The following is a 26,653-nucleotide window of genomic DNA, read 5'->3' on the forward strand; positions in this document are numbered from 1 at the left end:
ATCAATGCTTGCGCTTTTAAGGAACAGTTCCTATAATTGGTTAAGAATACTTAGAACGAAGATTTTTTAAGGAGTGAATGGTTAATGGGTTTAACAGCCGGAATCGTTGGTCTTCCGAACGTTGGAAAATCAACGCTTTTTAATGCAATTACACAGGCAGGTGCTGAATCAGCAAACTACCCTTTCTGTACAATCGATCCTAACGTGGGGATTGTTGAAGTACCAGATGAGCGTTTAAATAAATTAACACAATTAGTAAAGCCGAAAAAAACAGTGCCAACTGCTTTTGAATTCACAGATATTGCCGGTATCGTTAAAGGGGCGAGCAAAGGCGAAGGTTTAGGAAATAAGTTTTTATCCCATATTCGCCAAGTGGATGCCATTTGTCAGGTTGTTCGTTGTTTCGCAGATGATGAAATAACACATGTAGCGGGTAAAGTAGACCCAATTTCAGATATTGAAACGATTAACTTGGAATTAATTTTAGCTGACCTTGAAACAGTGGACAAGCGTATTGACCGTGTTGGTAAATTAGCGAAGCAAAAAGATAAAGATGCGGCAGCAGAACATGAAATTCTTGTTATCCTTAAAGAAGCGTTTGAAGAAGGCAAGATGGCTCGTTCGATTGAATTTACGGAAGAGCAATTGAAACTTGTGAAGAATCTTCATTTGTTAACAATCAAGCCAATGCTTTATGTAGCCAATGTTGGTGAGGATGAAGTGGCGGACCCATCTGGAAATGAGTATGTTCAAAAGGTTCATGAATTTGCAAAAAGTGATAATGCTGAAGTTATCGTCATTTGTGCAAAAATTGAATCTGAAATTGCTGAACTTGATGGGGAAGAAAAGCAAATGTTCCTTGAAGAACTTGGCATTAAAGAATCAGGCTTAGATCAGTTGATTAAGGCTGCTTACTCATTACTTGGTTTAGCAACGTATTTTACAGCTGGGGAACAGGAAGTAAGAGCATGGACATTTAAAAAAGGAATGAAAGCTCCACAGTGTGCAGGGATCATTCATACTGACTTTGAGCGCGGTTTTATTCGTGCAGAGACAGTTTCTTATGAAGATTTACTGGCAGGTGGCTCTATGACAGCTGCCCGTGAAGCAGGTAAAGTTCGCCTTGAAGGGAAAGAGTATGTAGTTCAAGACGGAGACGTTATGCATTTCAGATTTAACGTATAGGTGCTTGTCCCCGTAAACAGGCACTTGCGTACGCTAATTAATCATGGTATAATTTTGTTTCGTGAGTAATTATATGAATATATTGCTCCTTGCTCCTTTTTAAAAAGTGAGCCGTTTAGTCCAAGAGGAGGTGAAAGATATGCGTAAATATGAAATTATGTACATTATTCGTCCAAACGTTGAAGAAGAAACAAAGAAAGCTGTAATCGATCGTTTTAACGACATCTTAACGAACGAAGGCACTGAAATCGCTAAGTCAACTGACATGGGTAAGCGTCGTTTAGCTTACGAAATCAACGATTTCCGTGAAGGTTATTACATGCTTCTTAACGTTGTGGCGAAGCCAGAAGCGATCAGCGAATTTGACCGCTTAGCGAAGATCAGCGAAGACATCATCCGTCACATCGCAGTACGTGAAGAAGATAAGTAATTAATTTTATTCATAAAGTTAAAGCCTCCGGCGAGCCTTGCGATTTTCAGGGGTAGTTTTTCGAGTATGGTAGCTCGATAATATCCGCTGGGCACAAATACGCCAAGGCGCATTTGATTTAAGTTTGAATTTCCATTAAGGAGTGATTCTGATGTTAAACCGCGTGGTACTCGTTGGCAGGTTAACGAAAGATCCTGAATTGCGTTATACTCCAAACGGAGTTGCTGTTACCCAATTTACACTTGCTGTTAATCGCACATTTTCTAATCAACAAGGTGACCGTGAAGCAGATTTTATTAACTGTGTTGTATGGCGCCGTGCAGCTGAAAATGTAGCGAATTTCCTCAAAAAGGGAAGCTTAGCTGGTGTTGATGGCCGCTTACAAACTCGTAATTACGAGGGACAAGATGGTCGCCGGGTTTATGTAACAGAAGTTGTGGCAGATAGCGTACAATTTTTGGAGCCTAAAGGTGCTAGCCAAGGAGGCGGTCAAGCAGATCCTTATGGATTTGGAGGAGGAAACCCTGGGGGTGGAAACTTCGGATCTGGACAAGGATATGGAGGCCAAAAACCATCTGGTGGCGGATATCGTCCAAATCAGAATCAACGTTCGAACGATAATTTTTCTACTGTCGATGATGACCCATTTAAAGATGATGGTTTACCGATTGACATATCAGACGATGATTTACCGTTTTAAATAAGAAAAGCGGAAGCGCCCGAGTGCTGAAGCTAAACAATTTACAATACGTAAGGAGGGACTTTCAAATGGCAATGGGTGGAGCTCGTAAAGGTCGCACTAAGCGTCGTAAAGTGTGCTATTTCACAGCAAACGGAATTACACACATCGACTATAAAGATGTTGATCTATTAAAACGTTTCGTTTCTGAACGCGGTAAAATTTTACCTCGCCGTGTAACAGGAACATCTTCAAAATACCAACGTAAATTAACAACAGCTATCAAGCGCGCACGTCAAATGGCGTTGTTACCATACGTTAACGATTAATTTATTGATAGAATTTTAAAAAGGCAGCAGGATTATCTTGCTGTCTTTTTTTCAATTTCTTGAAACTAACGAAATAAATACATAAAATAGTACATACAGAGAATGGAAAAAAAGGATATATGAGGTGAAGATTTGAATTCAATACGTTCAATAACTGAAGGGGCCATATTAACAGCGTTATATTCTATTCTTTTATTAGCTGTCTTGTTTATACCGCTCATTGGTAGCTTATTTCTTTTTATACTTCCAGTTCCTTTTGTTATCTATGTAACCCGTCATACTTTGAAAAAAGGGCTATTAATGTTAACGGTCGCATTATTTATTACATATATGGTTGGTTCAATCGCAACGCTGCCAATTACCCTTATGTTTGGAACAACCGGTCTTATCATGGGGTACATATATTCACTAAAAAAAGGTGCTTATGCCATATTACTTAGTGGAAGCCTTGGTTTCATCGCAAACTTTGTTCTGTTGTTCATTGTTACTAATGTCTTCTTTCATATAAATTTTATTGAAGATACGAAAAAGATGATGTATCAATCGATGGAAACAGCTGAAAAAATGGTAACATCGCTTGGACAACCTACAGATCAATTTGAAATGATGTATCAATCCATTGAGATGATTTCTTACATTGTTCCAAGTGCAATGGTCATTACAAGCATCGTGTTGGCTTTTGTAACTCAATTTTTTGCAAATCAAATATTAAAAGGATTTAAATATGAAATAAAATCATTCCCACCGATAAGAAAATGGTCTTTTCCAAAAAGCTTATTATGGTACTATTTAATTGTTACCATTATTTTCATGACAGGGCCGGAACAGGGTACAATACTTTTTACAATAATTATTAACCTATTTATCGTGCTTGAAATAATAATGACAATACAAGGGTTTTCGTTTATCTTTTTTTACTTTCATATAAATAAAAAGCCCTTAACAATACCTGTTGTTATCATAATTCTATCTTTGTTTATGACTTTTTTACTATCTATAATAAGAATCTTAGGTATAATTGATTTAGGGTTTAATTTGCGGAAGCGCATGAAAGACCCACAATGATGTGGAGATGAAGATATGCCAAATTCAATCAAAAAACGATGGCGAAGCATTCCGTTTATTCTCTTCTTGATATTATCAATAGCCATGATGGCAACCATAGCTTATTTTCAATGGGTGTTTGGGGTAATCTTCTTTGTAATCATGGGCGTAATCGTTTATTACTTATTAAGATATGAGCTTAATTTGTATGAAGAGATGGAACAATATATTTCAACATTATCCCATCGTGTAAAAAAAGTTGGCGATGAAGCGCTGATGGAAATGCCTATCGGAATTCTATTATATAACGATGAGCATCAAATTGAGTGGTCTAACCATTATTTGGCGGATGTTCTAAATGAGGAAACGTTAATAGGGCGCCATTTAAACACAATATCTGATGGTATGATTTCACTTTTAAAAGGTGAATCAGATCATAACAAAATAATTTTAGATGGACAAATATTCCACGTTCATATTAAACGAGATGAAAGACTTCTATATTTTTTCGACATAACGAACCAAGAGGAAATTGAGCGATTATACGAGGAAGAAAAAGCTGTATTAGCAATCATCTTTTTAGATAATTATGATGATGTAACACAAGGAATGGATGATCAAACCAAAAGTACAATCAATAGCAAAGTGATCTCTATCCTTAATAATTGGGCTAGTAAATACGGTATTTTCCTTAAAAGAACTTCATCGGACCGTTTTATTGCAGTGTTTAATCAATTAATCTTAACCCAGCTGGAAAAAACAAAATTTGATATTTTAGACGAAGTTCGGGAATTAACAACAAAACAAAATGTTTCGTTGACGCTTAGCATTGGGATTGGCAGTGATTCTTCTAATTTGCCGGAGCTTGGAGGTTTGGCGCAATCCAGTTTGGAACTCGCCCTTGGTAGAGGAGGCGACCAGGTTGCGATTAAAAGCCTGAATGGAAAAGTGAAGTTTTATGGCGGTAAGACGAATCCAATGGAGAAACGGACGAGAGTAAGAGCAAGAGTAATCTCTCATGCCCTTCGTGAATGGGTGCTTGCTAGTGATAAAGTTTTTATAATGGGACATAAAGCGCCTGACATGGATGCGATTGGGGCAGCGATAGGGATTCTAAAGGTTGCAGAGGCAAATAATACGGAAGGCTATGTTGTTCTTAATGAAAACGATATTGATTCAGGTGTCCAAAGGCTAATGGCCGAGGTTAGATTGAAAGGTGAGTTATGGCAAAGATTTATTTCACCTGAAGAGGCTTTAGAAATTGCTACTGACCATTCTTTACTAGTTGTTGTTGATACTCATAAGCCATCTATGGTCATTGACCAGAGGCTACTTAATAAGCTTGATAATGTCGTCGTTGTTGACCACCATCGTCGCGGTGAAGAATTCATTGAGAATCCAGTTATGGTGTATATGGAGCCTTATGCATCCTCTACATCAGAGCTTGTTACGGAGTTATTAGAATATCAGCCGAAAACATTAAAAATTGATATGTTAGAATCAACGGCATTATTAGCAGGGATCATCGTTGATACGAAAAGTTTTACATTGCGAACCGGTTCGCGGACCTTTGATGCAGCCTCCTATTTACGCTCGCATGGCGCCGATACGGTACTTGTCCAAAGATTCCTAAAAGAAGACTTAGACCAATATATTAAACGGTCAAAGCTAATTGAAAATAGTAAAATCTATAAAAAAGGAATTGCTGTTGCGAAAGCCGGAGCCGATCAAACCTTTGGCCAAGTATTGATAGCCCAAGCAGCGGATGCACTATTATCAATGAATAATGTGATCGCCTCATTTGTGATTTCTAAAAGGCAAGATGGTAAAATAAGTATTAGTGCTCGTTCATTAGGTGATGTTAACGTTCAAATCATTATGGAGAGCTTAGGTGGGGGTGGTCATTTAACAAATGCAGCCACTCAAATTGAAGGAAAAACAATTGATGAAGTTGAACAATTATTAAAAGATGCTATCGATGATTATCTCGAAGGGGGAAAAAAATAATGAAAGTTATATTTTTACAAGATGTTAAAGGTAAAGGAAAAAAAGGTGAAATCAAGAATGTTGCTGACGGATATGCCCATAATTTCCTTTTAAAGAATAATTTAGCCCTTGAAGCAACACCTGCAAATATGAAATCATTAGAAGCGCAGAAGAAAAAACAGGAGCGCGAAGCTGCTGAAGAATTACAAGAAGCAAAAGTGTTAAAAGAAAAGCTAGAAAAGCTTACAGTTGAGCTATCTGCTAAATCAGGAGAAGGCGGTAGACTATTTGGGTCGATTACTTCGAAGCAAATTGCAGATGAGCTAAACAAAGCCTACAGCATTAAAATTGATAAACGTAAATTAGACCTAGACGACTCTATTCGTTCACTAGGTGTAACAAATGTACCGGTTAAGCTTCATCATGAGGTTACAGCTACATTAAAGGTACATGTAAAAGGAAACTAAATAGAAAAGCGGAAGTGCCCGTTCAGCGACGAAAAAACTGGAGCACGTCGACTGATATAAAGGAAACACGACGAATGAAAAGAGTCGATGTTGACTTATCGTAGGGAGACGGGGGAAGTTTTTCGAGTCGCTGGGCACAGGAGCTAGACAGATATACGCAAATTATTATAAAGAGGCTGCCACAAAGATTCTGGACAGCCTCTTTTCAAATGCAAGATTTAACTTAAATGAGAGGGGCAGTCAATATGAGTGATGTATTTACTGATCGAACACCACCGCATAATCTGGAGGCAGAACAAGCGATCATTGGTGCAATCTTTCTTGAGCCGTCTGCTTTAACAACTGCTTCAGAAATTTTGGTGCCTGATGATTTCTATCGAACAGCCCATTCGAAAATATTTACTGCTATGCTTGATCTTTCAGAAAAGGGCGAGCCGGTTGATATCGTAACAGTGACTTCAGAACTCGCTGACAAAAAGCTTTTGGAGGAAGTCGGTGGACTTCAATATTTGAGTGATTTAGCTGATGCTGTTCCAACAGCTGCCAATATAGAATATTACGCTCGAATTGTGGAAGAAAAATCTATATTAAGACGACTCATCCGTACTGCGACTGTCATCGTTACAGATGGCTTTAACAGTGAAGATGATGTGGAAGCATTATTAAATGACGCGGAAAAATCGATCCTTGAAGTAGCAAATCGAAAAAATACGAGCGGTTTTAGAAATATTAAAGATGTATTGGCTAACGTTTATGATAATATCGAGGTCCTTCATAACCGTAAAGGGGATGTAACGGGAATTCCAACCGGTTTCGTTGATTTAGACCGAATGACGGCTGGATTTCAACGCAATGACTTAATTATCGTCGCGGCCCGTCCATCAGTTGGTAAAACCGCCTTTGCCTTGAATATTGCCCAAAACGTTGCCACGAAAACGGATGAAAATGTTGCGATTTTTAGTCTAGAGATGGGCGCAGAGCAGCTTGTTATGAGGATGCTGTGTGCGGAAGGAAATATTGATGCACAAGCCTTAAGAACTGGAAAAATGTCAGAAGATGATTGGAAAAAGCTCACAATGGCGATGGGGAGCCTATCGAATGCAGGTATTTATATCGATGATACTCCAGGGGTTAGAATTAACGAAATCCGCTCCAAGTGCCGCCGATTACAGCAGGAACATGGACTTGGCATGATTTTAATCGATTACTTGCAATTAATTCAAGGCAGCGGACGTTCAGGTGAGAACCGTCAGCAGGAAGTATCAGAAATATCCAGATCCCTGAAAGCATTGGCACGTGAATTAAGTGTTCCAGTTATTGCGTTGTCACAGCTTTCCCGTGGTGTTGAGCAACGTCAGGATAAGCGCCCGATGATGTCAGATATTCGTGAATCAGGAAGTATTGAGCAGGATGCGGATATTGTCGCTTTCTTATACCGCGATGATTACTATGATAAAGAAACAGAAAACCAAAATATAATTGAAATCATCATTGCCAAGCAGCGTAACGGCCCTGTAGGGACGGTAGAGCTTGCGTTCGTTAAGGAATATAATAAATTCGTTAATCTAGAACGTCATCGAGATATGCAACCTAGTGCTTAAGCATTGGGTTGCTTTTTTACGAACAAAGTATTCAATTTTATTAAAAATTGTTCGTGTTTAATTGACTTTAAAGTTGTATATTGTTACACTTACTTTGGTATTTATTTGCATTCCTTAAGCAAATTTATACTTAATTCAGTGACAATAGACTCATGGAAAAATTATGCCGTATTTATATTCGGAGGTGCAGACAAAAATGTCTTCAGTAGTAGTAGTAGGATCACAATGGGGCGATGAAGGTAAAGGAAAGATTACTGACTTTCTATCACAAAATGCAGAGGTCGTTGCTCGTTACCAAGGTGGAAATAACGCAGGTCACACGATTGTATTTGGTGGCAAAAAGTATAAACTACATTTAATTCCATCCGGGATTTTCTTTAACGATAAAATTTGTGTAATTGGGAACGGAATGGTTATTGACCCTAAAGCGTTAGTAACGGAATTACAATACTTACATAACGAAGGTGTAAATACTGATAATTTAAGAATTAGCAACCGCGCCCATGTTATCCTGCCTTATCATCTAAAAATTGATGAGTTAGACGAAGAACGAAAAGGTGCTAACAAAATAGGTACTACTAAAAAAGGTATTGGTCCGGCTTATATGGATAAAGCTGCTCGTATTGGCATTAGAATTGCTGATTTATTAGACCGTGAGGAATTTGAAAGAAAGTTAACGCAGAACTTAGCGGAAAAGAATCGTATTCTTGAAAAGCTTTATGATGCAGAAGGCTTTAAGATTGAAGATATTTTAGATGAATATTATAACTATGGACAACAGTTTGCAAAATACGTATGTGACACATCTGTTGTATTAAATAATGCCCTTGATGAGGGAAGACGTGTATTATTTGAAGGTGCACAAGGGGTTATGTTAGATATTGACCAAGGTACATATCCGTTTGTTACATCCTCCAATCCAGTTGCTGGTGGAGTTACAATTGGATCTGGTGTGGGGCCTTCAAAAATCAACCATGTTGTTGGTGTTTGTAAGGCCTATACAACACGTGTCGGCGATGGCCCATTCCCAACTGAGCTTCATGACGAAATTGGTCACCAAATTCGTGAAGTGGGCCGTGAGTATGGAACAACAACAGGCCGCCCACGCCGCGTTGGCTGGTTTGACAGTGTAGTAGTTCGTCATGCACGTCGTGTTAGTGGAATTACAGATTTATCATTAAATTCTATTGACGTTTTAACAGGCATTGAAACATTAAAAATTTGCGTTGCTTACAAATATAAAGGTGAAGTTATTGAAGAGTTCCCAGCAAGCTTAAAAGTTTTAGCAGAATGTGAGCCAGTTTATGAAGAAATGCCAGGCTGGACTGAGGATATTACTGGTGTTAAAAAGTTAGATGAGCTTCCTGAAAATGCACGCCATTATGTTGAACGTGTTTCACAATTAACAGGTATTCCACTTTCTGTTTTTTCAGTAGGCCCTGACAGAAACCAAACAAATGTGATTCGCAGCGTTTATGCTTCAAATTAGAAAAGCGTAAGCCACCCGTTAAGCGGCGAAAAAACTGGAGCGCGTCGACTGAGATATAGGAAACACGACGAATAAAATGAGTCGATGTTGACTTATCGTAGGGAGGCGAGTGAAGTTTTACGAGCCGCTGGGTGGCTGGAGCTAGACAATGATAACATAATAAAGTGATAATTGGCTGTCCTAAATAGGTGTAGCATCTATATATAATACCTAGAACTATATCTGGGTATTATATGTGGTTGTACACTACATATGGTATAGCCTATTTCTATTTTCGGGTATTTTCGACAAATTTAGGATTTTGGTAGAGTTTTAGATTAATTTATGGTAAATTAAAAAAGGTGAAATATGGGCATGTTTCATTAAAAAAATTCTGAAATTTTCTTTACAGAAAGAAGGAGTAGGAAGAAACATAGGAGGAAGTTCCGTGGTTCAATTTTTACAAAAGATGACTGCTAATATGACACGACTATTCCAACCACCTCATTCCAATAAAACGATTAAAAAGGCGATTATTGCAACTTCTGTTGTTGCTACTTTGTCAATTGGTTCTGTATATGCTGCTAACGATAAAGATAAAGATGTTGATACTGTATACCACATATATTCCGAAGGTAATTTGCTTGGTACTGTTAGTGATAAGACCGTAATTAACGATGTACTAAAGAAAAAGATTAAAGAAGCTGAAAATACATATAGTGAATTAGATTTTTCCATAGATGATCAGATTACATATGTACCAGAAAGAGTGTATACACCTTTATACGATAATAAAGAAGCCATTAAAAATGTAAATAGTTCATTTAATGTGTTGGCAGATGCTGAAGGAATTGCCGTTGATGGCAAGGCTGTTGCATTTGTATCCAATAAAGAAGAGGCTGACCGAGTTATTAAAAGGTTAAAGATGAAATATGTTCCAGAAAAAGTTCTGACTGAGCTGGAGAATGGTTCAAAAGAAGTTAAATACGATGACTTCGTATATATTGACGTTCATCTAGAAGAAAATGTTACATCAGCCGCTGAGAAAGTTGTTCCGGAAGATATTTTATCTGTTGATAAAGCAGTGGAGCTATTAGTAAAAGGTACTCTCCAACCGAAGAAACATGTAGTAAAGGAAGGGGAAGTATTAGGCCAAATTGCAAATGATAATGGTTTAACATTAGCGCAATTTCTTAAATTGAATCCAAATTTAAACGAAGAGGCAACCATACATATTGGGGATGAAGTGAACATACAGTCATATGAACCGTTAGTTCATGTAACAGTTGAAAAAAATGCTGTTCGAAATGAAGTAATTCCTTTCGAAACAGAGGTCATCGAGGATAAAACCGTATTTAAAGGCACAACCAATGTTAAGCAAGAAGGTGTGAATGGAGAAAAAGTAGTAAGATACTCCATTATTGAAAAGAATGGTTCGATTGCAAAAAAGGTAGTCGTAGATGAGGCTATCGTGAAGGAACCTACAAAGAAGATTATGATTAAAGGAACAAAGGTGATCCCATCTCGTGGAACTGGCAATTTAAGCTGGCCAACTGTTGGTGGATATATTTCAAGTCCAATGGGATACAGATGGGGAAGACAGCATAAGGGTATTGATATTGCGGGACCAAGTAACTACACAATCATGGCAGCTGATAATGGTAAAATAGAGTCTGCAGGCTATGATGGTGGTTATGGAAATAAGATTGTCATCAACCATGGCAATGGCATGAAAACATTGTACGGCCATTTATCAAAAATTGAAGTAAAAGTCGGTCAAACTGTTTCAAAAGGTCAAAAGATCGGTGTAATGGGCTCAACTGGTAATTCAACAGGTACCCATTTGCACTTCGAAGTATATGAAAATGGTAAATTAGTAAACCCAAGAAAACAATTGTAGAATCATAATATAATAGGGCTTCTCAAATGAGCGTGTGCTTGCTGCATTTGGGTAGCCCTTTTTGTCATTGGAATTAATGGGAAAAACTCGGGAATATCTTACAAAGTGGACGTCAAGGGATGCTTAAAAGCTAAAGAAATGGTAAAGTAAAATAGGAAACTTCTGAACGATTATGGGGGAGTGAATTAGTTGGAAAAGCACATTCTAGTTGTCGATGACGAAATGCCGATAGCGGATATTTTGCAATTTAATTTAGAGAAAGAAGGCTATAAGGTTACTTGTGCTTATGATGGGTTAGAGGCTCTTCGCAAGGTGGAAGAAGTAAAACCGGATTTAATTTTATTAGATATTATGTTACCGCACAAGGATGGAATGGAAGTTTGTCGTGAAGTTAGAAAAAAATATGAAATGCCGATTATTATGTTAACAGCGAAGGACTCCGAAATAGATAAAGTATTAGGGTTAGAGCTTGGAGCAGATGATTATGTGACAAAACCATTTAGTAATAGAGAATTAATTGCTCGGGTTAAAGCGAATTTACGAAGACATCAACAAGATGCTGACAAAGGTAATGGGGAATTATCGGAGATCGTTGTAGGAGCACTTTCGATCCATCCCGATGCATATGTTGTCACAAAAAGAGGAGAACAGATTGAATTGACACATCGTGAATTTGAGCTTGTTCATTATTTAGCTAAACATATAGGCCAAGTGATGACTCGTGAGCATCTTTTACAAACTGTGTGGGGGTATGATTATTTTGGTGATGTTCGCACAGTTGATGTGACTGTTCGGAGGTTAAGAGAAAAGATAGAGGACATCCCCAGTCATCCATCATGGATTGTCACTCGTCGTGGAGTAGGTTATTATTTCAGAAATCCAGATCAGGAGTAACAGCAATGAAAAAAGTCGGTTTCTTTAAATCGATCTATTTTAAATTCGTATTAATTTATGTTTTGCTCATCTTATTTGCCATCCAGGTTATTGGCGTATACTTTGTTCGTGAGCTTGAACAGCAGCTAGTCAACAATTTTACCGAATCGATTAATGAACGGATTAGGCTATTAGTCTATAATATTGGGCAGGAAATGAAAGAAGAACGAAGTGGTAGAACGTTGCAGCTTGAAGACAAAATTAATTTGATTTTACAAGACTTTCTTTCAGACGATATTACATCTGTCCAAGTTGCAGACAGCAGTTTTCGTGTTATTGGTATTTCCGACCCGTATAATCGTGGGATGATTGGTAGAAGAACTACAGAGGTCCGAATAAAGAAGGCTATTATTGGTGGAATTGAGTCAGAGAAAATTTTATTGGATCCTCGAACAGGAAACAGGATGTTTGTAAGGGCAGTCCCTGTTAAGATGAATGAAGATGTGATTGGCGGCATGTACATCATCGCTTCAATGGAAAAAGTTTATGAACAAATGCGTGTTATCAATGCTATTTTAGCCTCAGGTACTATTATTGCCCTGGTAATAACCGCATTATTAGGGGTGTTTGTCGCCCGCACGATTACAAGACCGATCGCAGATATGCGGAAACAAGCCCTTGTCTTAGCTGAAGGGGATTTTTCTCGAAAGGTTAATGTATTTGGGGAAGATGAAATTGGTCAGCTTGCTGAGACTTTTAATGATTTGACGAATAAGCTCGAGATCGCCCAGGAAACAACGGAAGGCGAAAGAAGAAAGTTGAGTACAGTCTTGGCACATATGTCCGATGGTGTTATCGCTACCGATAAGGACGGATATATTATTTTAATGAATGAGCCTGCGGAAAAGATGCTGAATGTTTCACGTGAAACAGTTCTAAATACATCTATTTTGTCATTACTAAAACTTGAGGAAACAGTAACTTTGGAAAAGCTTTTTGATAGCAAGGATTCTGTTTTGCTTGATTTTAGTGATATTTTTCGAAATAAATATATTTTACGTGCTAACTTCTCTGTCATTAAAGATGACCATGGTGAATTAACAGGATTAATTACAGTTCTACAGGATGTTACGGAACAAGAAACGATCGACCAGGAACGCCGTGAGTTTGTTGCCAATGTTTCACATGAATTAAGAACTCCGCTGACAACAATGCGAAGTTATTTAGAGGCGCTTGCTGATGGTGCATGGGAAAATGAAGACCTTGCTCCAAGATTCATCAATGTTACACAGACGGAAACGGAGCGGATGATTCGTCTTGTTAACGATCTCTTGCAGCTGTCTCGACTAGATAGTAAGGATTATCAATTTGTTAAGAAAGGCATAAACTTCACAGGATTTTTTCAGCAAATTATTGATCGGTTTGAGATGGCGAAAGAGGATCAATTTATTTTCGAAAGGGCCTTTTCGCACCGAGATCGCTTTGTCACGATTGATAAAGATAAGATTACCCAAGTGCTGGATAACATTATTTCGAATGCATTAAAGTACTCACCCGAAGGCGGAAAGGTGAGATTTGAATTATTGCAAAAGGAAAATATTCTTCATGTAAGAATATCAGATGAAGGAGTCGGTATTCCTAAATCAGACTTGCCAAAAGTATTCGATCGTTTTTACCGTGTCGATAAAGCCCGTTCGCGGAAAATGGGCGGTACTGGTTTAGGGTTGGCGATCGCGAAGGAAATAATTGAAATTCATGGCGGAGAAATTTGGGCTGATAGTGAAGAAGGAAAAGGAACGACTATCATCTTTACGCTTCCTCTTGACATCCCGCGAAGGGAGGAGGATTTGTCATGAAAGTAAGGATTGAAAAAATAAAATCAATTATTCTTGCCTTACTCGTTTTATTAAGTTTAGCTTTGACATGGGGATTATGGACGTTTCAGCCCCAGTATGACTTTCGCCAAAAGGTAAATAACCTCAACTCCGTTGCAATTGGTGAAAAGCGGCAATTCAATGAAGTAATCAAACCAACGCAATTTATTTATCATCAGGATGGTCTTCATTATGGGGTTACCGACTCTATGTTTACAGATGAAATTTATCAAATGGTGATGGACCTTAATTCATTGGAATATGAACATATCACTTTTTCAACACCGGAACAATTGGATTCCATTTTGTTGAAAGAACGAAGCTTGGAAATGATATTTCCAGTTAATTTACCAATCAATATTTCCAACTACATTATGGGGCCAATAAGACAAGAGTGGGATATTAATTATTTTGATCGTATTATCGTAAGCTTTTCAAAGGAACCTGCTCTTTATTTGATTTCATACGCTACTGACCAAGCGGTAAAATTGAAAGTTGAACAAAATGAGGCGGGCAAAATAAATGAATTGTTGCTGCATAGCAATTTTAAGAATTCACCGTATTTTACTGTCAGCGGCAACCAAGGCCACACTTTATATTTACCGGAACAACGGATAGCGATAAAGCAGCTTACTTTTTCAACCCAAAATATTTTATCTTCTGATTTTAAAAATGCATTGTTTAACGATCCAAATACTCTTAAACAATATCGTTTAAATAATGGGGAGGAATCCTTTACCGATGGAACAAGGGCATTAGAAATCTCACAAAATCAAGATATGATGAGATTTGTAAATCCAGCTAATCAGGAAGTGTACGAGCTGGAACCTGAAGAAATGATTTTAAAATCAATTGAGTTTATTAATGACCATTCAGGCTGGACCGATTCTTTTTCATTAATAGATTGGAGCAGGGCTAAACATACAGTGAAATTTCAATTAATGGTGAACGGCCATCTTGTCTTTAATGACAAGGGTGCAACAATGATCTATGAATCATGGCGAGATAATGAAATTTATGAATATGTTCGGTCCTTAACTAATTTGCGATTTGCTATAGATAGTGAGCAAAAACAAGTGATTTTACCATCTGGAAGAGAGCTTCTTAGTTATTTAACGCAAGTAAAACCGGACTTTACGTTGAGTTCATTAGAGGCCGCACTAGTAGGCTATGACTTTTCAAAAGAAAAATTAAACACAGCTGTCGCAACAGTAAAACCGAAATGGTATATAAAATATGACGGAAAGTGGGAAGGAATCTATATTTCTAGTACGTCTATTAGTCAAGGGGGAGAAAAGCTTGGATTGGAGTAAAACTAAGACTATTTTTATTCTAATTTTTCTTGTCCTTGATTTGTTTTTGGTATTCCAAATTATTGAAAAAAGAACGACTGCTGAACTTGAATATATAACAGAGTCTACAATTGAAGAGCAGTTAGAGGCAGATGAGATCACCTATGTAGGCCTTCCAGAAGAAGTCGAACGTGAGTCTTATATTACCGGTAAAAGAAAAAGGTTTATTTCATCTGATTTACTAAAACTGACAGATCAAAAGGTATCATTTTTAACCCAGGAATGGATTGTATCTAAGCTGAACAGACCCATTCCACTCCCAAATACAAATATTGAGCCATTTTTGCAGGGGTTTTTAAAGGAACATGTGATTTCAGGCTATTCCTATAAGTATTGGGGTTGGAATAAAAAGATAAATAAGCTGATCTTTTTCCAAACCTATCGGGGAAGGCCTTTATATTTCAACGAAAATGCAATGCTTTCGATTCAGTTAAATGAAGACAATGAAATTATCAGTTATGAGCAAACGATGTTGACGAATATAAAGGAAATTAAAGAGGAAGGGTCGAATCAAGAAGTTTTACTTCCTCTGAAAGCAATTGAAAATTTATATAATAACGATTATTTGACATCTGGTGGACATATAACCAAGGTAGAATTAGGATACTACAAGAATGTTCCATTATCAGGTGATGTTCAAATATTCGTTCCGACCTGGCATATCGTTGTTAATAATAAAGAAGACTTTTTTGTCAATGCCATCGACGGACAAGTACTTGAATTAATTCAAACTGGAGTTGGAGAAAATGAGTTTGCATTTTAGTGTACTCGCCAGCGGCAGTACGGGAAACGCCTTTTACATTGGAACAGATAAAGCAAAATTGCTAGTAGATGCAGGTTTTAGTGGGAAACAAATGGAGCAGTTGATGGATACTGTTAACCTTGACCCAAAGGAGTTAGATGGATTATTAGTCACGCATGAGCATAGTGACCATATTAAAGGGTTAGGGATATTGGCCAGAAGGTATAAATTACCGATCTATGCGAATGAGAAGACGTGGAAAGCGATGGAGGGATTAATCGGCGCCATCCCAACAGAGCAAAAGTTCATCTTTGATGTTGGGTCTGTTAAAACATTTGCTGATATTGATGTGGAGTCATTTGGGGTATCCCATGATGCAGCAGAGCCCATGTTTTACTGCTTCCATAGCATGGGAAAAAAGGTAACGCTAGTAACCGATCTAGGGTATGTAAGCGATCGAATTAAAGGAACCATTCGCAATTCAGACGTTTTTATTTTTGAAGCCAATCATGATGTTGAAATGTTAAGAATGGGCCCTTATCCTTGGAATGTAAAACGCCGCATCCTTAGTGATGTCGGTCATGTTTGCAACGAAGATGCCGGCCTTGCTTTAGCAGATTGCATCGGCGATAAAACAAAGCGTATTTATTTGGCCCATTTAAGTAAAGATAATAACATTAAAGATTTGGCAAGAATGTCTGTTTCCCAGACATTGCAGGAAAAAGGATTTGCCGTCGGCGAAGACTTTAAGCTGTACGATACAGATCCAAAAGTCCCCACAAAACTTGCGGTGGTGTAGAAAAGCGGAGGCGACTGTTAACGAAAAAACTGGAGCACGGCGACTGAGATAAAGGAAACACGATGAGTGAAGCGAATCGATGTTGACTTATCGTAGGGAGGCGGGTGAAGTTTTTCGAGTCGCTAGGAGCCGGAGCTAGACAAAGAAAAGCGGAAGCCACCCGCTCAGCGACGAAAAAACTGGAGCGAATATGAAAAATTTGAGTAGTAACAGCTCAGATCGCACATCCTAGAAATATCATTCATCAGCGAAAGGATTGGTGAATCTAATTGGGATATATTAATGAGGATTATGACAACAGAAGAAAGAATGGCAGTCGCGGAGGATATTTTATAGCATCACTGGTTGGAGCAATTTTAGGGGCATTAATTATCATTTTTACAATTCCAACCTTATTGAAATATGATGTTCTCCCTTATAACTTAATACCGAAAGGAACTACAACTGAGCAGGCATCAGAAGTTCCAAATCAGGGTGGAGTACCTGGTACAGCACAAACCGTAAATGTAAATATTTCATCTGCAGTTACGGATGCAGTCAGTAAAGTATCCGATGCTGTAGTTGGTGTTATTAACATTCAAGAAACTGGTTTTTGGCAAGACACTAGTGAGGTTGGAACGGGCTCAGGTGTTATTTATAAAAAGGAAAATGGGAAAGCCTTCATTGTAACGAACCACCATGTCATTGCAGGAGCGTCAAATGTTGAGGTCAGTTTAAGCGATGGAGAACGAGTTCCAGCCAAAGTGCTAGGCAGCGACGAATTAATGGATTTAGCTGTAATCCAAATTGACGCTGCTAAAGTAAAGACTGTAGCTGAAATTGGAACATCCAATAATTTAGTAGTTGGGGAGCCTGTACTGGCAATTGGAAACCCGCTCGGGCTGCAATTTTCAGGGTCCGTTACCCAAGGTATTATAAGTGGTGTTGAAAGAACGATTCCTCAAGACTTTAATAAGGATGGAATACCTGATTGGCAGTCGGAAGTTCTTCAAACGGATGCAGCAATTAACCCGGGTAATAGCGGTGGTGCACTTGTTAACATCGAAGGACAGGTTATTGGAATTAACTCGATGAAGATTGCCGAGCAAGCCGTTGAAGGAATTGGTCTGGCAATTCCAATTGATAGCGCAATCCCAGTAATAGAAGACCTAGAGAAATTCGGGGAAGTCCGTCGTCCATTTATGGGAGTGGGGCTAAGATCATTAAATGAGATCCCAAGTTATCACTGGCAAGAAACATTAAAACTGCCTAAGAACGTTGAAAAAGGTGTCTTCATTGTGAGTGTTATGCCAAACTCCCCTGCTTCAGTTGCCGGTTTAAAAGAGTTAGACGTGATTGTAGAGTTAGATGGTAAACCAATCGTCGATGTGCTTGAGTTGCGTAAACATCTGTATATTGACAAAGAGATTGGTGATTCTATGGAAGTGACCTATTATCGCGATGGAAAGAAATTCACAACGACAATGAAGTTAACTCAGGAAGAGACATATTAAGAATAAAAGGGGGATCAATCATCCACAAGTTATTACCAATGTGGATAAATTGATCTCCTTTTTTGATGGAATAGGATTGTGGATTATGTCTAATCATGTAAAATAATTGATAGTAGTTTTGTTAGTAAAATTTTGTGGATAGAGGGTGAACAAGGATGATTAAATGCTGTGAAGAACACGTTGAATTAGCGTTAGATATAATAGTTGATGAATATGAAGTTGCACCTACTATTGAGAAGGTAGAAGGAAATGACTTATCAACAACCTGTGAATATTGTCAAAATATCGCAGTATATGTTGTGTCGAACTAATATTCGTCCACAATATACGGAAGTAGCTTTGTGGATATGTGGATAAATATTGTGGATAACTTGTTTATAGCAGGAGGACAAATGTGAATATCTCAATTTTCAGTGTTGGCAAACTAAAAGAGAAATATTTAAAGCAGGGGATCGATGAATATTTAAAAAGATTAGGACCCTATGCAAAAGTAGAAGTCATCGAAGTGACCGATGAAAAAGCACCGGAGAACTTAAGCGAAGTTGAAATGGAACAAGTGAAGGATAAAGAAGGAGAACGCATTCTTGCAAAAATTTCCGATGATACGTATGTTATTATTTTAGCCATTCAAGGGAAAATGCTTACCTCTGAAGAATTGGCGCGGGAAATTGATCAACTGGCGACATACGGTAAAAGTAAAATTGCTTTTGTCATTGGAGGCTCATTAGGATTAAGCAAGGCAGTCGAAAAGCGGGCTGATTACGCATTATCATTTTCAAAAATGACCTTTCCTCATCAATTGATGCGGCTAATATTGGTGGAGCAGATATATCGGGCTTTTAGGATTAATAGGAACGAACCTTATCATAAATAGATGCGGCCTTTAGAGAAATAAGTCCAATAATGGTTATTATGAAGTATTAGGAAAGGTGATACGGAGTCTTCTGTATTACCTTTTTAGTGAATATTTTTAAGAAGGGAATTAATCACATATATAGAATTTATAATAAATAACACGACTTTTCCAGAATGAAATTGGCCAATAAGCCTTGATATAACTAGGAAGGATAGTAATCCGATGCTCAAGTTTGTGCAGACAGTATAAAAATTCAATTTGAAAAGGAGGAGGTGTTAAAGATGATGATATCTAAAGATGAAATTTACCGTCTACTAGATAAGTTGGAAACAAATATTGCTGATGACCTCGAGTCACAACAATTAGATTTTAAGCAATGGATTACAAGAAGTTTTGATGACAATATTAAGTTGATGTTAAGAATGGCTGTGTGCATGGCCAATGGTGGAGGGGGAAGTGTTGTATTCGGTGTTGCGGATAAAGTTAAAGGGAGATCTAATGCAATATTAGGTGTTCCGCAAGATGTGGAAATCACAATACTTCAAAAAAGAATTTATGAAAAAACAGATCCACATCTAACTCCGGTATTTGAGGATATTGTTATACCTGAGGGAACAAAGCGCTTATTGTTAATGAATGTGTATCCGGGTATGCCGCCTTATACTACAACTGATGGGTCAGCAACAATAAGACAGGGCAAAGATTGTATTCCATATACTGGGTCATTAAGGCGTAAAATGATGGATTCTTCCTCTCAAATGGACTTCACTGCTGAAATTATACATGAGGATTGGAAAAGTCTTTTCTCACATTCCGCAATGGAACGAGTACGTGAAATTATGTCTAGAGAAAGGGTAGACGAAAAACTTTTATCATTATCTGATGAGGATTTATTACGGTCAATTGGAGCGTTAAAAGATAATTATTTTACAAAAGGTTCCTTGTTACTTGTTGGGAAACCTGAGGCTATTTCAAGGTTGATTCCTCAACATAAATGGTCGTATAGAAAGATGATCAGTGATACAGATTATTCCCTTAGGGATGACGGAACGCACGCTATTCCCGTGGCATTATATGAACTCGAACGATATATTGCTGTTGATAATCCAATGGTAACTGTTGAATCAGGACTTGTACATCCAGAGTTTAGCACTTATCCGACAATAGCACTAAGAGAAGCGTTACTTAATGCATTTGGTCATCGGGACTATCGAATGATTGGAACTATAATGTTGAAACAATATAAGGATAAGCTAATCCTAACTAATCCAGGGGAGTTTGTCGGGGGTATTACTCCTCAAAACATCCTCCACCATCCCCCAGTAGCGAGGAATAACCACTTAATGGATTTACTAGATAGGCTAAAATTAGTCAATCGCTCAAATTTGGGCGTTTCAAGGATATTTCGCTCATTATTAATTGAAGGAAAAGAGCCACCTATCTATAGGGAAATTGGTAGTAACATTGAGCTTACTTTTATATCTTCTCCTCTAAATAAAGACTTTAAAAACTTGATTGATTATATGGCGAAAGAAAATCATCACATTGATGTTGACCACTTGCTTATATTGCAATATTTAATAAGACATGAAGAAATTGATACTTCAATAGCTGCTGATGTCGCACAAAGAAGTATGGAACAAGCCCGTGAACTACTTAGCCGTATGCATAATGAATTTAACTTATTAGAATCAATTGGTCGTGGGAAAGGTAGGTATTTCACCCTTTCACGAAATGCTTATGAAATGTTAAAAGGTGAATTGAAATATGAACGGCAACAAAGTTTAGATAAAGAGGTAGTCAAAATTCGAATCCTATCAATTTTAAAGACAGATCGAAGCCTAACTAATAAGGAAATAAGACAATTAACTGGAATGAATCGTAAACAAGTTCAACGTTTAATACAAGAATTAGAACCTGATGGTGTAAAGACTATAGGAAGAGGAGCGGGAACGAAGTACATCTATTCACCATAAAATAGGGACAAATAGGGACATCATTAGAGCTTAAATAATTAGTATTCAAATACTAATTGTGAAAATGGGGACAAAATAGGGACATAATGGGGACATTATGGAAATTAATAATCAGACGAGGTAACCCTTTATTATTTTTAGTGGTTTTACTTCGTCTTTTTAATTAAGAAAATAAAGCTAATTTACTTATGGTGAGATATTTAGTGGAAAAACCGCAGGTATATAAGGTGCGATGAACCTAACCATAAATAGCTACAGTTTATGAACGATAAAGCAAAAGGGTGTCTTAATTTAAAAGACACCCTTTTGTACTGCTCTTATTTTGTATAGTTATCGAAGTATCCTTGAATATAGATCATTGGGGTTCCTTTGTCACCGCTGCCGGAAGTTAAATCAGATAATGATCCAATTAGGTCCGTTAATCTACGTGGTGTAGTTCCTTGTGCTTCCATTGCACCAACAAGGTCTTCATTTTTATTCTGGATATATTCAGAAATAGCCTGTTTTAACTCTTTTCCACGAAGGTGTGAGAAATTGTTATCTGCTAAGTATTTTAATTTCACTTCATTTGGTGTGCCGTCAAGCCCGGCCGTATATCCTGGTGATACAACAGGGTCTGCGAGTTCCCAAATTTTACCCACTGGATCTTTAAATGCACCATCGCCGTAAACCATGACTTCTACTGTTTTTCCTGTCTCTTCTTTAAGCTTAGCTTGAATACTATCGACAATTGGCTGACAGTTATTAGGGAATAGTTTAACACTGTCTTCCGTTGCCTTATTGGATCCTAGTAAGCCGTAGGCCTCGTTAAATCCGCTGCCATTGATTGATTCTTTGAGAATGTCATCAAGGCCCAATACATTTTTAGCCCCATTGTTTGTTAAGATGCGCTTTGTTCTAAAGCGAGAATGAATATCACAAGTTAACACATTCTTTGTAAAGTCTAAAATGGTTTTTGCATTGTTTGAGAAGATAACTTCACAATTTGCTCCTTCCGCTTCGATTAAACTTTTATAATAATCAATATAGTCAACACCTGTGAATCGATGTTTGTTATAACCGAAATGCTTGCGGAAGTCAGCTTCTGATAATACGTCTGTCCAAGGGTTAATTCCTTTAATATCGAGGTCGTCAATATCTACTAGGTGATTACCCACTTCATCAGAGGGATAACTTAACATTAAGACTACATTCTTTGTTCCTTTTGCAATCCCTTTTAGGCAGTTCGCAAATCGATTACGGCTTAGGATTGGAAAAGTCACACCGATTGTTTCTTCTCCAAATTTACTCTTAATATCTGTAGCAATATCGTCAATAGTCGCATAGTTCCCTTGGGCACGGGCTACAACGGATTCAGTAATCGTAACGATGTCACGATTTTGAATAGAAAAACCCTCTACTTTAGCTGTATTTAATACAGTATTTACGACAATTTCTTCAATGTTATCGCCTTTGTTAATGATTGGTCCGCGAAGTCCGCGTACGACTGTTCCAACTACTCTTTCCAATATAATCTCTCCTCTAATAAGAGTATTTATTGTTAATTAATGAAGTACGATTTTTTTATCCTATACTACTATATCCTTTTAAGTGATATTAGTAAAATTAATGTTTATAATATGTGGTATAAGGGGTGGTAATGTGATTGGGAAATTGGATTTATATCGCATTTTTAACATTGTCGGTCGAAATAAAAGTTTTTCAAAGGCGGCACAGGAACTATATATGACACAATCTGCTGTCAGTCAATCGATTTCAAAGCTGGAGAATGAATTAGATATACAGCTTTTCTACCGAACATCAAAGGGCGTAGAATTAACAAATGAAGGAAGTCTATTATATGAACACGTGAACTCAGCGATAGGAATGATTAATGTTGCAGAAGATAAATTATTAGAATTTAAACAATTAAAGTTTGGAGAATTACGAATCGGGGTTGGAGATACAATCTCACGTTATTTTCTGTTACCTTATTTGGAGGAATTCCATCTCCGATACCCCGGAATTAAATTAACTATATTAAATGGAACAACAACCGAAATTTGTGCGCTTATTAAAATTGGCAAAGCGGACTTAGGCTTATGTAATTTACCTATACAAGACGAGAATATTCAAACCATACCATGTAAGGAGATTCAGGATATTTTTGTTTGTGGAGAAAAATATAAAAGAATAACTAAGAAGCCAATTAGTTTTGAGTATTTAATGAAAATGCCGTTAATATTTTTAGAAAAAAAATCAAACTCAAGAATCTTTGTAGAAAACTTTTTGAAAAAGAAGGGATTCCAGGTTTCACCTGTATTCGAACTTGGATCCTATGATTTATTAATAGAATTTACAAGAATAAACTTAGGTATTTCTTGTATCATAAAAGAGTTTTCAAAGGATTACATAGAAAAGGGATATTTATACGAGGTATTGTTAGAAGAGGAAATTCCAAAAAGGAGCATTGGTATTTGTTATTTAAAAAACGTTTCGTTATCACGTGCAGCGAAAAGGTTTGTAGAAAGAATTAATTACATCTAAAGTTGTAAAGTCTTATTTTGATGTATGGCATTTTTTATCTTTTTGCACTTACTATGATTAGATTGTCCAAGCTATATCTCTTTAATTGCATATTTTACTGTATAAGGAGGTGACTTTAATGTTTCGTATAATTGATTATCAAGCAACAGAACCGGTTAGTAAGGTTGATACAATTAGACCAAAAATGATTCCTCATTCTCCGAAAAGATTGATAGTAGCACATATTAATATAACTATTCCTCGAAGAAATGCAAATAATAATAATGTAGAATTAATTGCGACAGTGGGAGTGCGTGGAGTTACTGGTACATCTCAACTTTTGTTTAAGATCTTCCGTGATGGAAGGGAAATCTTCAGGGCTCAAGAAGGAGTGGAATCAGACCCTACCTCAGAGGTAAACTATATAGCAACATTTCAAGCTATAGATACGAATGTGGGGGCAGGTAAACATCTTTATCAAGTAACAGTTGAAAATATTACTAATGGTACGGAAGCTGCTGTTGTAGGACCAATTTCCTTTAGTGGTTTAGCAATTGCTCCTTCCGAAAAAATTCATCATGAAGACGACTAAGAAATAGATCGTAACGAGTGGACATTGGTACCTTACTATTATACTACCAGATTTTATAGTGTGAATTTGTTACATTATGTCCCATGCTTTGAATGGTGGACCTCTCTCCAATTGGATTATAATTCGAAGACAACTGTAGAGGGAGGATGAACTTTTTTCACCTCCCTTGTAATCCCCATCTGGTTTAACAGGTGGGGATTATTTACGTTTACATCCAAACCCCTGAGTTCACCTTGATCAATTAAAAATGGAATGTTATCAAAAAAAGCCCCTGTTAACATTGAATATTTAGAACTAATAAAAAACATACACAAGGTTAATATTGTATTAACAATTATTTGGTTTAATTGAACTGTAAACTATAAATCTACTAGGGGGATTTTTTAGATGATTAATAAGAAACTAGCGAAAAAAGGGGCTACTTTAGCATTTACATTAGCTATTACTGTTCCAGCAGTAACACCAGTAGTAGCGGCTTCTCAGGAAAATATTAAAATAGAATCTGTTAAATTTAATGGAATGGCAGCACCTACTACTATTGATGAAATGGTAAAAACATATACAAATGCAACAGTTGATGTGAAATATATCAATGGAAAAGTAAAAACATTTCCGCTGTCTTACAACTACCTATTTAAATCCGAAGATAAGGTAGCAACAGTTAAAGGGGAAAAAATTCCTGCAGGTACTCCCATTGATGTAAATGGAAATCCAATTAAGGATCCAAGCAGCACAAACGGAGGCTACTTTGTCTCCGATGCTCCAGATTCAAACAGCTTATTAATGCCTATTAACGGTAAACTTTATATGATTACACATTATGAATATCAAACTGTTGATGCTGCTGGTAAATCAGCATACGGTTTAGTTCCAGCATCTATGTCTTTAACTGAGTTGGAACAGGACAAAAAAACAGGTGAACTTAAAACTGTAAAAGTAGAAAAAATTGATTTTTCAGCCGTGAATGGACTTTGGATTCCATGTAACGGATCATTATCTCCATGGAATACACATTTAGGTTCTGAAGAGTATGAACCAGATGCACGTCTTTTCTTAGACCCAACTTCGAAAGTAAGAAGTCAAGTTGAAACATTCTCTCAATTCTATTTCGGAGATAAAGCAAAGGCTAATCCTTATTTCTATGGCTATACTCCTGAAATTACAGTAGATAAGAATGGTAAAACATCAGTTGTAAAACATTACAGTACAGGACGTTTCTCTCATGAGTTAGCTAAAGTCATGCCTGATAACAAAACTGTTTTTTACGGGGATGATGGTGGTAATACAGGAATGTTTATGTATGTAGCGGACAAAGAAAAGGATTTATCATCAGGTACATTATATGCAGCTACATTTAAACAAACAGGTATTGAAAACGGTGGCTCAGGAGATTTAAAATGGATTAATTTAGGACATGCAACGGATAAAGAAGTGAAAGATATTATTGATAGCGGCATTACATTCAATGATATTTTTGAAACTTCAGATGCTCCTAAAGAAGGTTTCACCGCTATTAAAACATACTCAAATGAAGGAAAAGTTGAATACTTAAAACTTAAACCTGGCAAAGAAAAAGCAGCAGCCTTCCTTGAAACTCGTCGATATGCGGCTATTCTTGGTGCGACTACAGAATTTAATAAAATGGAAGGCGTAGTACTAAACGAAAAGGATAAAAAAGTTTATATTGCAATTTCCGATCAAAGTAAGGCTATGGAAAAAGATTCAACAGGAAAAGACCCAGCAGACCATATTCAATTGCCAAAAATTAAAGCTGGTGTAACTTATCAATTAGACCTACAAGGTGGCCAAAAAGATAGTCAAGGAAAGGCAATTAATAGCTCATATGTAGCACTTTCAATGTCTGGATTAGTTGTTGGTGAAGATTTAAAAGAAGCTGATGCATACGGAAACACTGCGAATGTAGATAAAGTAGCGAATCCAGATAACCTAAGTTACTCTGAAGCTATGAGAGTACTATTTATTGGTGAAGATAGTGGTGCATACACAAATAACTTCGTTTGGGCTTATAATGTTGATACTAAAGAATTAGCTCGAATTTTATCTGTTCCAGCAGGAGCGGAAGCAACTGGCTTATTTGCTGCTGATGACCGTAATGGATTCTCATACATTTTAAGTAATTTCCAGCATCCTGGTGACGAAGTGGATGGTAAGGCCATTACAGCAGTTAATAAAGAAGAACTACTTAAAGCAGTTGATGAACAAATTGGTATTAATAAAACAGGTGGTATTGGTTATATCTCTGGTCTGCCATCTGTAACAAAAATGCCGGATTTCTCTCAATCTGGTAAAAAGGGTAACTGATATAAGTGCCTGTCCACCCGTTTTTTGTCGAATTCATCGACATTATTCGGCGGGTAGCAGGCACTGTTTTTTTATTAGTTTCCATATTATATATTTTTGTAATAAACTGCTGGTTAAATAGGTGGGGTGAACCTTATCATAAGTAAATGAGGTTTTTAAAAAGGCGATTTCTAATGATAT

At 37.2% G+C, this 26,653-nt stretch carries 23 protein-coding genes; 22 read left to right on the forward strand and 1 reads right to left on the reverse strand.

Features of this window, described 5'->3' with window-relative positions; genetic code table 11:
• The first annotated feature begins 84 nt into the window (after window positions 1-84).
• From ychF to P9E47_RS17080, 19 genes are all read left to right on the forward strand, one after another.
• Window positions 85-1,185 carry a redox-regulated ATPase YchF gene (ychF, locus tag P9E47_RS16990; RefSeq protein ID WP_003329751.1) on the forward strand — a complete coding sequence of 367 codons (1,101 nt, stop codon included), beginning with the start codon at window positions 85-87 and terminating at the stop codon, window positions 1,183-1,185.
• 139 nt (window positions 1,186-1,324) lie between these two features.
• A complete protein-coding gene (gene rpsF / locus P9E47_RS16995; protein ID WP_003329750.1) occupies window positions 1,325-1,615 on the forward strand; it encodes a 30S ribosomal protein S6 in 291 nt (96 codons plus the stop codon).
• A gap of 151 nt (window positions 1,616-1,766) precedes the next feature.
• Window positions 1,767-2,315: a single-stranded DNA-binding protein gene (gene ssb, locus P9E47_RS17000; protein ID WP_003329748.1), complete on the forward strand. Its 549-nt coding sequence runs from the start codon at window positions 1,767-1,769 to the stop codon at window positions 2,313-2,315.
• Between the two features lie 74 nt (window positions 2,316-2,389).
• The gene (rpsR, locus tag P9E47_RS17005) at window positions 2,390-2,623 is read left to right on the forward strand and encodes a 30S ribosomal protein S18 (protein WP_003329747.1); all 234 of its coding nucleotides are present in this window, start codon (window positions 2,390-2,392) and stop codon (window positions 2,621-2,623) included.
• A gap of 132 nt (window positions 2,624-2,755) precedes the next feature.
• Window positions 2,756-3,688, forward strand: a complete 933-nt coding sequence (locus P9E47_RS17010; RefSeq protein WP_003329746.1) for a YybS family protein — start codon at window positions 2,756-2,758, stop codon at window positions 3,686-3,688.
• Window positions 3,689-3,703: 15 nt separating this feature from the next.
• A complete protein-coding gene (locus tag P9E47_RS17015; RefSeq protein ID WP_326164106.1) occupies window positions 3,704-5,674 on the forward strand; it encodes a DHH family phosphoesterase in 1,971 nt (656 codons plus the stop codon).
• Window positions 5,674-6,120, forward strand: a complete 447-nt coding sequence (gene rplI, locus P9E47_RS17020) for a 50S ribosomal protein L9 (protein ID WP_326164107.1) — start codon at window positions 5,674-5,676, stop codon at window positions 6,118-6,120. The genes P9E47_RS17015 and rplI overlap by 1 nt, the downstream gene beginning before the upstream one ends.
• A 245-nt stretch (window positions 6,121-6,365) precedes the next feature.
• Window positions 6,366-7,721, forward strand: a complete 1,356-nt coding sequence (gene dnaB, locus P9E47_RS17025; RefSeq protein WP_003329743.1) for a replicative DNA helicase — start codon at window positions 6,366-6,368, stop codon at window positions 7,719-7,721.
• A 196-nt stretch (window positions 7,722-7,917) separates the two neighbouring features.
• On the forward strand, window positions 7,918-9,210 hold the full coding sequence (locus tag P9E47_RS17030) for an adenylosuccinate synthase (RefSeq protein ID WP_003329742.1): 1,293 nt from the start codon (window positions 7,918-7,920) through the stop codon (window positions 9,208-9,210).
• Between the two features lie 427 nt (window positions 9,211-9,637).
• Window positions 9,638-11,089 (forward strand): peptidoglycan DD-metalloendopeptidase family protein, encoded by a 1,452-nt coding sequence (locus P9E47_RS17035; protein WP_326164109.1) that lies wholly within the window; start codon window positions 9,638-9,640, stop codon window positions 11,087-11,089.
• A gap of 189 nt (window positions 11,090-11,278) precedes the next feature.
• Complete coding sequence (yycF, locus tag P9E47_RS17040) at window positions 11,279-11,983, forward strand: response regulator YycF (RefSeq protein ID WP_003329740.1); 705 nt, start codon at window positions 11,279-11,281, stop codon at window positions 11,981-11,983.
• A gap of 5 nt (window positions 11,984-11,988) precedes the next feature.
• Window positions 11,989-13,818, forward strand: coding sequence for a cell wall metabolism sensor histidine kinase WalK (gene walK / locus P9E47_RS17045; protein ID WP_003329738.1), 1,830 nt, complete (start codon window positions 11,989-11,991; stop codon window positions 13,816-13,818).
• Entirely contained in the window at window positions 13,815-15,149 is a 1,335-nt protein-coding gene (locus P9E47_RS17050; protein WP_003329737.1) for a YycH family regulatory protein, read from the forward strand. The genes walK and P9E47_RS17050 overlap by 4 nt, the downstream gene beginning before the upstream one ends.
• Entirely contained in the window at window positions 15,136-15,951 is an 816-nt protein-coding gene (locus tag P9E47_RS17055) for a two-component system regulatory protein YycI (RefSeq protein ID WP_003329736.1), read from the forward strand. The genes P9E47_RS17050 and P9E47_RS17055 overlap by 14 nt, the downstream gene beginning before the upstream one ends.
• Entirely contained in the window at window positions 15,935-16,729 is a 795-nt protein-coding gene (locus tag P9E47_RS17060) for an MBL fold metallo-hydrolase (protein WP_003329735.1), read from the forward strand. The genes P9E47_RS17055 and P9E47_RS17060 overlap by 17 nt, the downstream gene beginning before the upstream one ends.
• Window positions 16,730-16,998: 269 nt before the next feature.
• The gene (locus P9E47_RS17065) at window positions 16,999-18,222 is read left to right on the forward strand and encodes a S1C family serine protease (RefSeq protein WP_326164111.1); all 1,224 of its coding nucleotides are present in this window, start codon (window positions 16,999-17,001) and stop codon (window positions 18,220-18,222) included.
• A 155-nt stretch (window positions 18,223-18,377) separates the two neighbouring features.
• The gene (locus P9E47_RS17070) at window positions 18,378-18,533 is read left to right on the forward strand and encodes a CxxH/CxxC protein (RefSeq protein ID WP_326164113.1); all 156 of its coding nucleotides are present in this window, start codon (window positions 18,378-18,380) and stop codon (window positions 18,531-18,533) included.
• Between the two features lie 83 nt (window positions 18,534-18,616).
• Window positions 18,617-19,096 (forward strand): 23S rRNA (pseudouridine(1915)-N(3))-methyltransferase RlmH, encoded by a 480-nt coding sequence (gene rlmH / locus P9E47_RS17075; protein ID WP_326164114.1) that lies wholly within the window; start codon window positions 18,617-18,619, stop codon window positions 19,094-19,096.
• 263 nt (window positions 19,097-19,359) lie between these two features.
• Window positions 19,360-21,054 (forward strand): RNA-binding domain-containing protein, encoded by a 1,695-nt coding sequence (locus P9E47_RS17080; RefSeq protein ID WP_003329731.1) that lies wholly within the window; start codon window positions 19,360-19,362, stop codon window positions 21,052-21,054.
• Between the two features lie 317 nt (window positions 21,055-21,371).
• Here P9E47_RS17080 and P9E47_RS17085 read toward each other — a convergent pair whose 3' ends face one another.
• Window positions 21,372-22,562: a coenzyme F420-0:L-glutamate ligase gene (locus P9E47_RS17085; protein ID WP_003329730.1), complete on the reverse strand. Its 1,191-nt coding sequence runs from the start codon at window positions 22,560-22,562 to the stop codon at window positions 21,372-21,374.
• A gap of 133 nt (window positions 22,563-22,695) precedes the next feature.
• Between P9E47_RS17085 and P9E47_RS17090 the strand changes: the two genes are divergently transcribed.
• The 3 genes from P9E47_RS17090 (at window position 22,696) to P9E47_RS17100 (ending at window position 26,473) form a co-directional block, all read left to right on the forward strand.
• Window positions 22,696-23,580, forward strand: a complete 885-nt coding sequence (locus tag P9E47_RS17090; RefSeq protein ID WP_326164115.1) for a LysR family transcriptional regulator — start codon at window positions 22,696-22,698, stop codon at window positions 23,578-23,580.
• Between the two features lie 118 nt (window positions 23,581-23,698).
• Window positions 23,699-24,151 carry a hypothetical protein gene (locus P9E47_RS17095; protein ID WP_003329727.1) on the forward strand — a complete coding sequence of 151 codons (453 nt, stop codon included), beginning with the start codon at window positions 23,699-23,701 and terminating at the stop codon, window positions 24,149-24,151.
• A gap of 387 nt (window positions 24,152-24,538) precedes the next feature.
• Window positions 24,539-26,473 (forward strand): PhoX family protein, encoded by a 1,935-nt coding sequence (locus P9E47_RS17100; RefSeq protein ID WP_326164117.1) that lies wholly within the window; start codon window positions 24,539-24,541, stop codon window positions 26,471-26,473.
• Window positions 26,474-26,653 lie beyond the last annotated feature (180 nt).

The organism is Schinkia azotoformans (assembly GCF_035811335.1).
GTDB classification, from domain to species: domain Bacteria; phylum Bacillota; class Bacilli; order Bacillales; family Bacillaceae_J; genus Schinkia; species Schinkia azotoformans.

Bases quoted from the DNA above. Each gene is read 5' to 3' on its own strand.
- P9E47_RS17080 (WP_003329731.1), top strand. From the start codon at position 19,360: ATGATGATATCTAAAGATGAAATTTACCGTCTACTAGATAAGTTGGAA.
- P9E47_RS17015 (WP_326164106.1), top strand. From the start codon at position 3,704: ATGCCAAATTCAATCAAAAAACGATGGCGAAGCATTCCGTTTATTCTC.
- P9E47_RS17070 (WP_326164113.1), top strand. From the start codon at position 18,378: ATGATTAAATGCTGTGAAGAACACGTTGAATTAGCGTTAGATATAATA.
- rplI (WP_326164107.1), top strand. From the start codon at position 5,674: ATGAAAGTTATATTTTTACAAGATGTTAAAGGTAAAGGAAAAAAAGGT.
- P9E47_RS17100 (WP_326164117.1), top strand. From the start codon at position 24,539: ATGATTAATAAGAAACTAGCGAAAAAAGGGGCTACTTTAGCATTTACA.
- dnaB (WP_003329743.1), top strand. From the start codon at position 6,366: ATGAGTGATGTATTTACTGATCGAACACCACCGCATAATCTGGAGGCA.
- rpsR (WP_003329747.1), top strand. From the start codon at position 2,390: ATGGGTGGAGCTCGTAAAGGTCGCACTAAGCGTCGTAAAGTGTGCTAT.
- P9E47_RS17030 (WP_003329742.1), top strand. From the start codon at position 7,918: ATGTCTTCAGTAGTAGTAGTAGGATCACAATGGGGCGATGAAGGTAAA.
- ssb (WP_003329748.1), top strand. From the start codon at position 1,767: ATGTTAAACCGCGTGGTACTCGTTGGCAGGTTAACGAAAGATCCTGAA.
- ychF (WP_003329751.1), top strand. From the start codon at position 85: ATGGGTTTAACAGCCGGAATCGTTGGTCTTCCGAACGTTGGAAAATCA.
- walK (WP_003329738.1), top strand. From the start codon at position 11,989: ATGAAAAAAGTCGGTTTCTTTAAATCGATCTATTTTAAATTCGTATTA.
- rpsF (WP_003329750.1), top strand. From the start codon at position 1,325: ATGCGTAAATATGAAATTATGTACATTATTCGTCCAAACGTTGAAGAA.
- P9E47_RS17050 (WP_003329737.1), top strand. From the start codon at position 13,815: ATGAAAGTAAGGATTGAAAAAATAAAATCAATTATTCTTGCCTTACTC.
- P9E47_RS17095 (WP_003329727.1), top strand. From the start codon at position 23,699: ATGTTTCGTATAATTGATTATCAAGCAACAGAACCGGTTAGTAAGGTT.
- P9E47_RS17060 (WP_003329735.1), top strand. From the start codon at position 15,935: ATGAGTTTGCATTTTAGTGTACTCGCCAGCGGCAGTACGGGAAACGCC.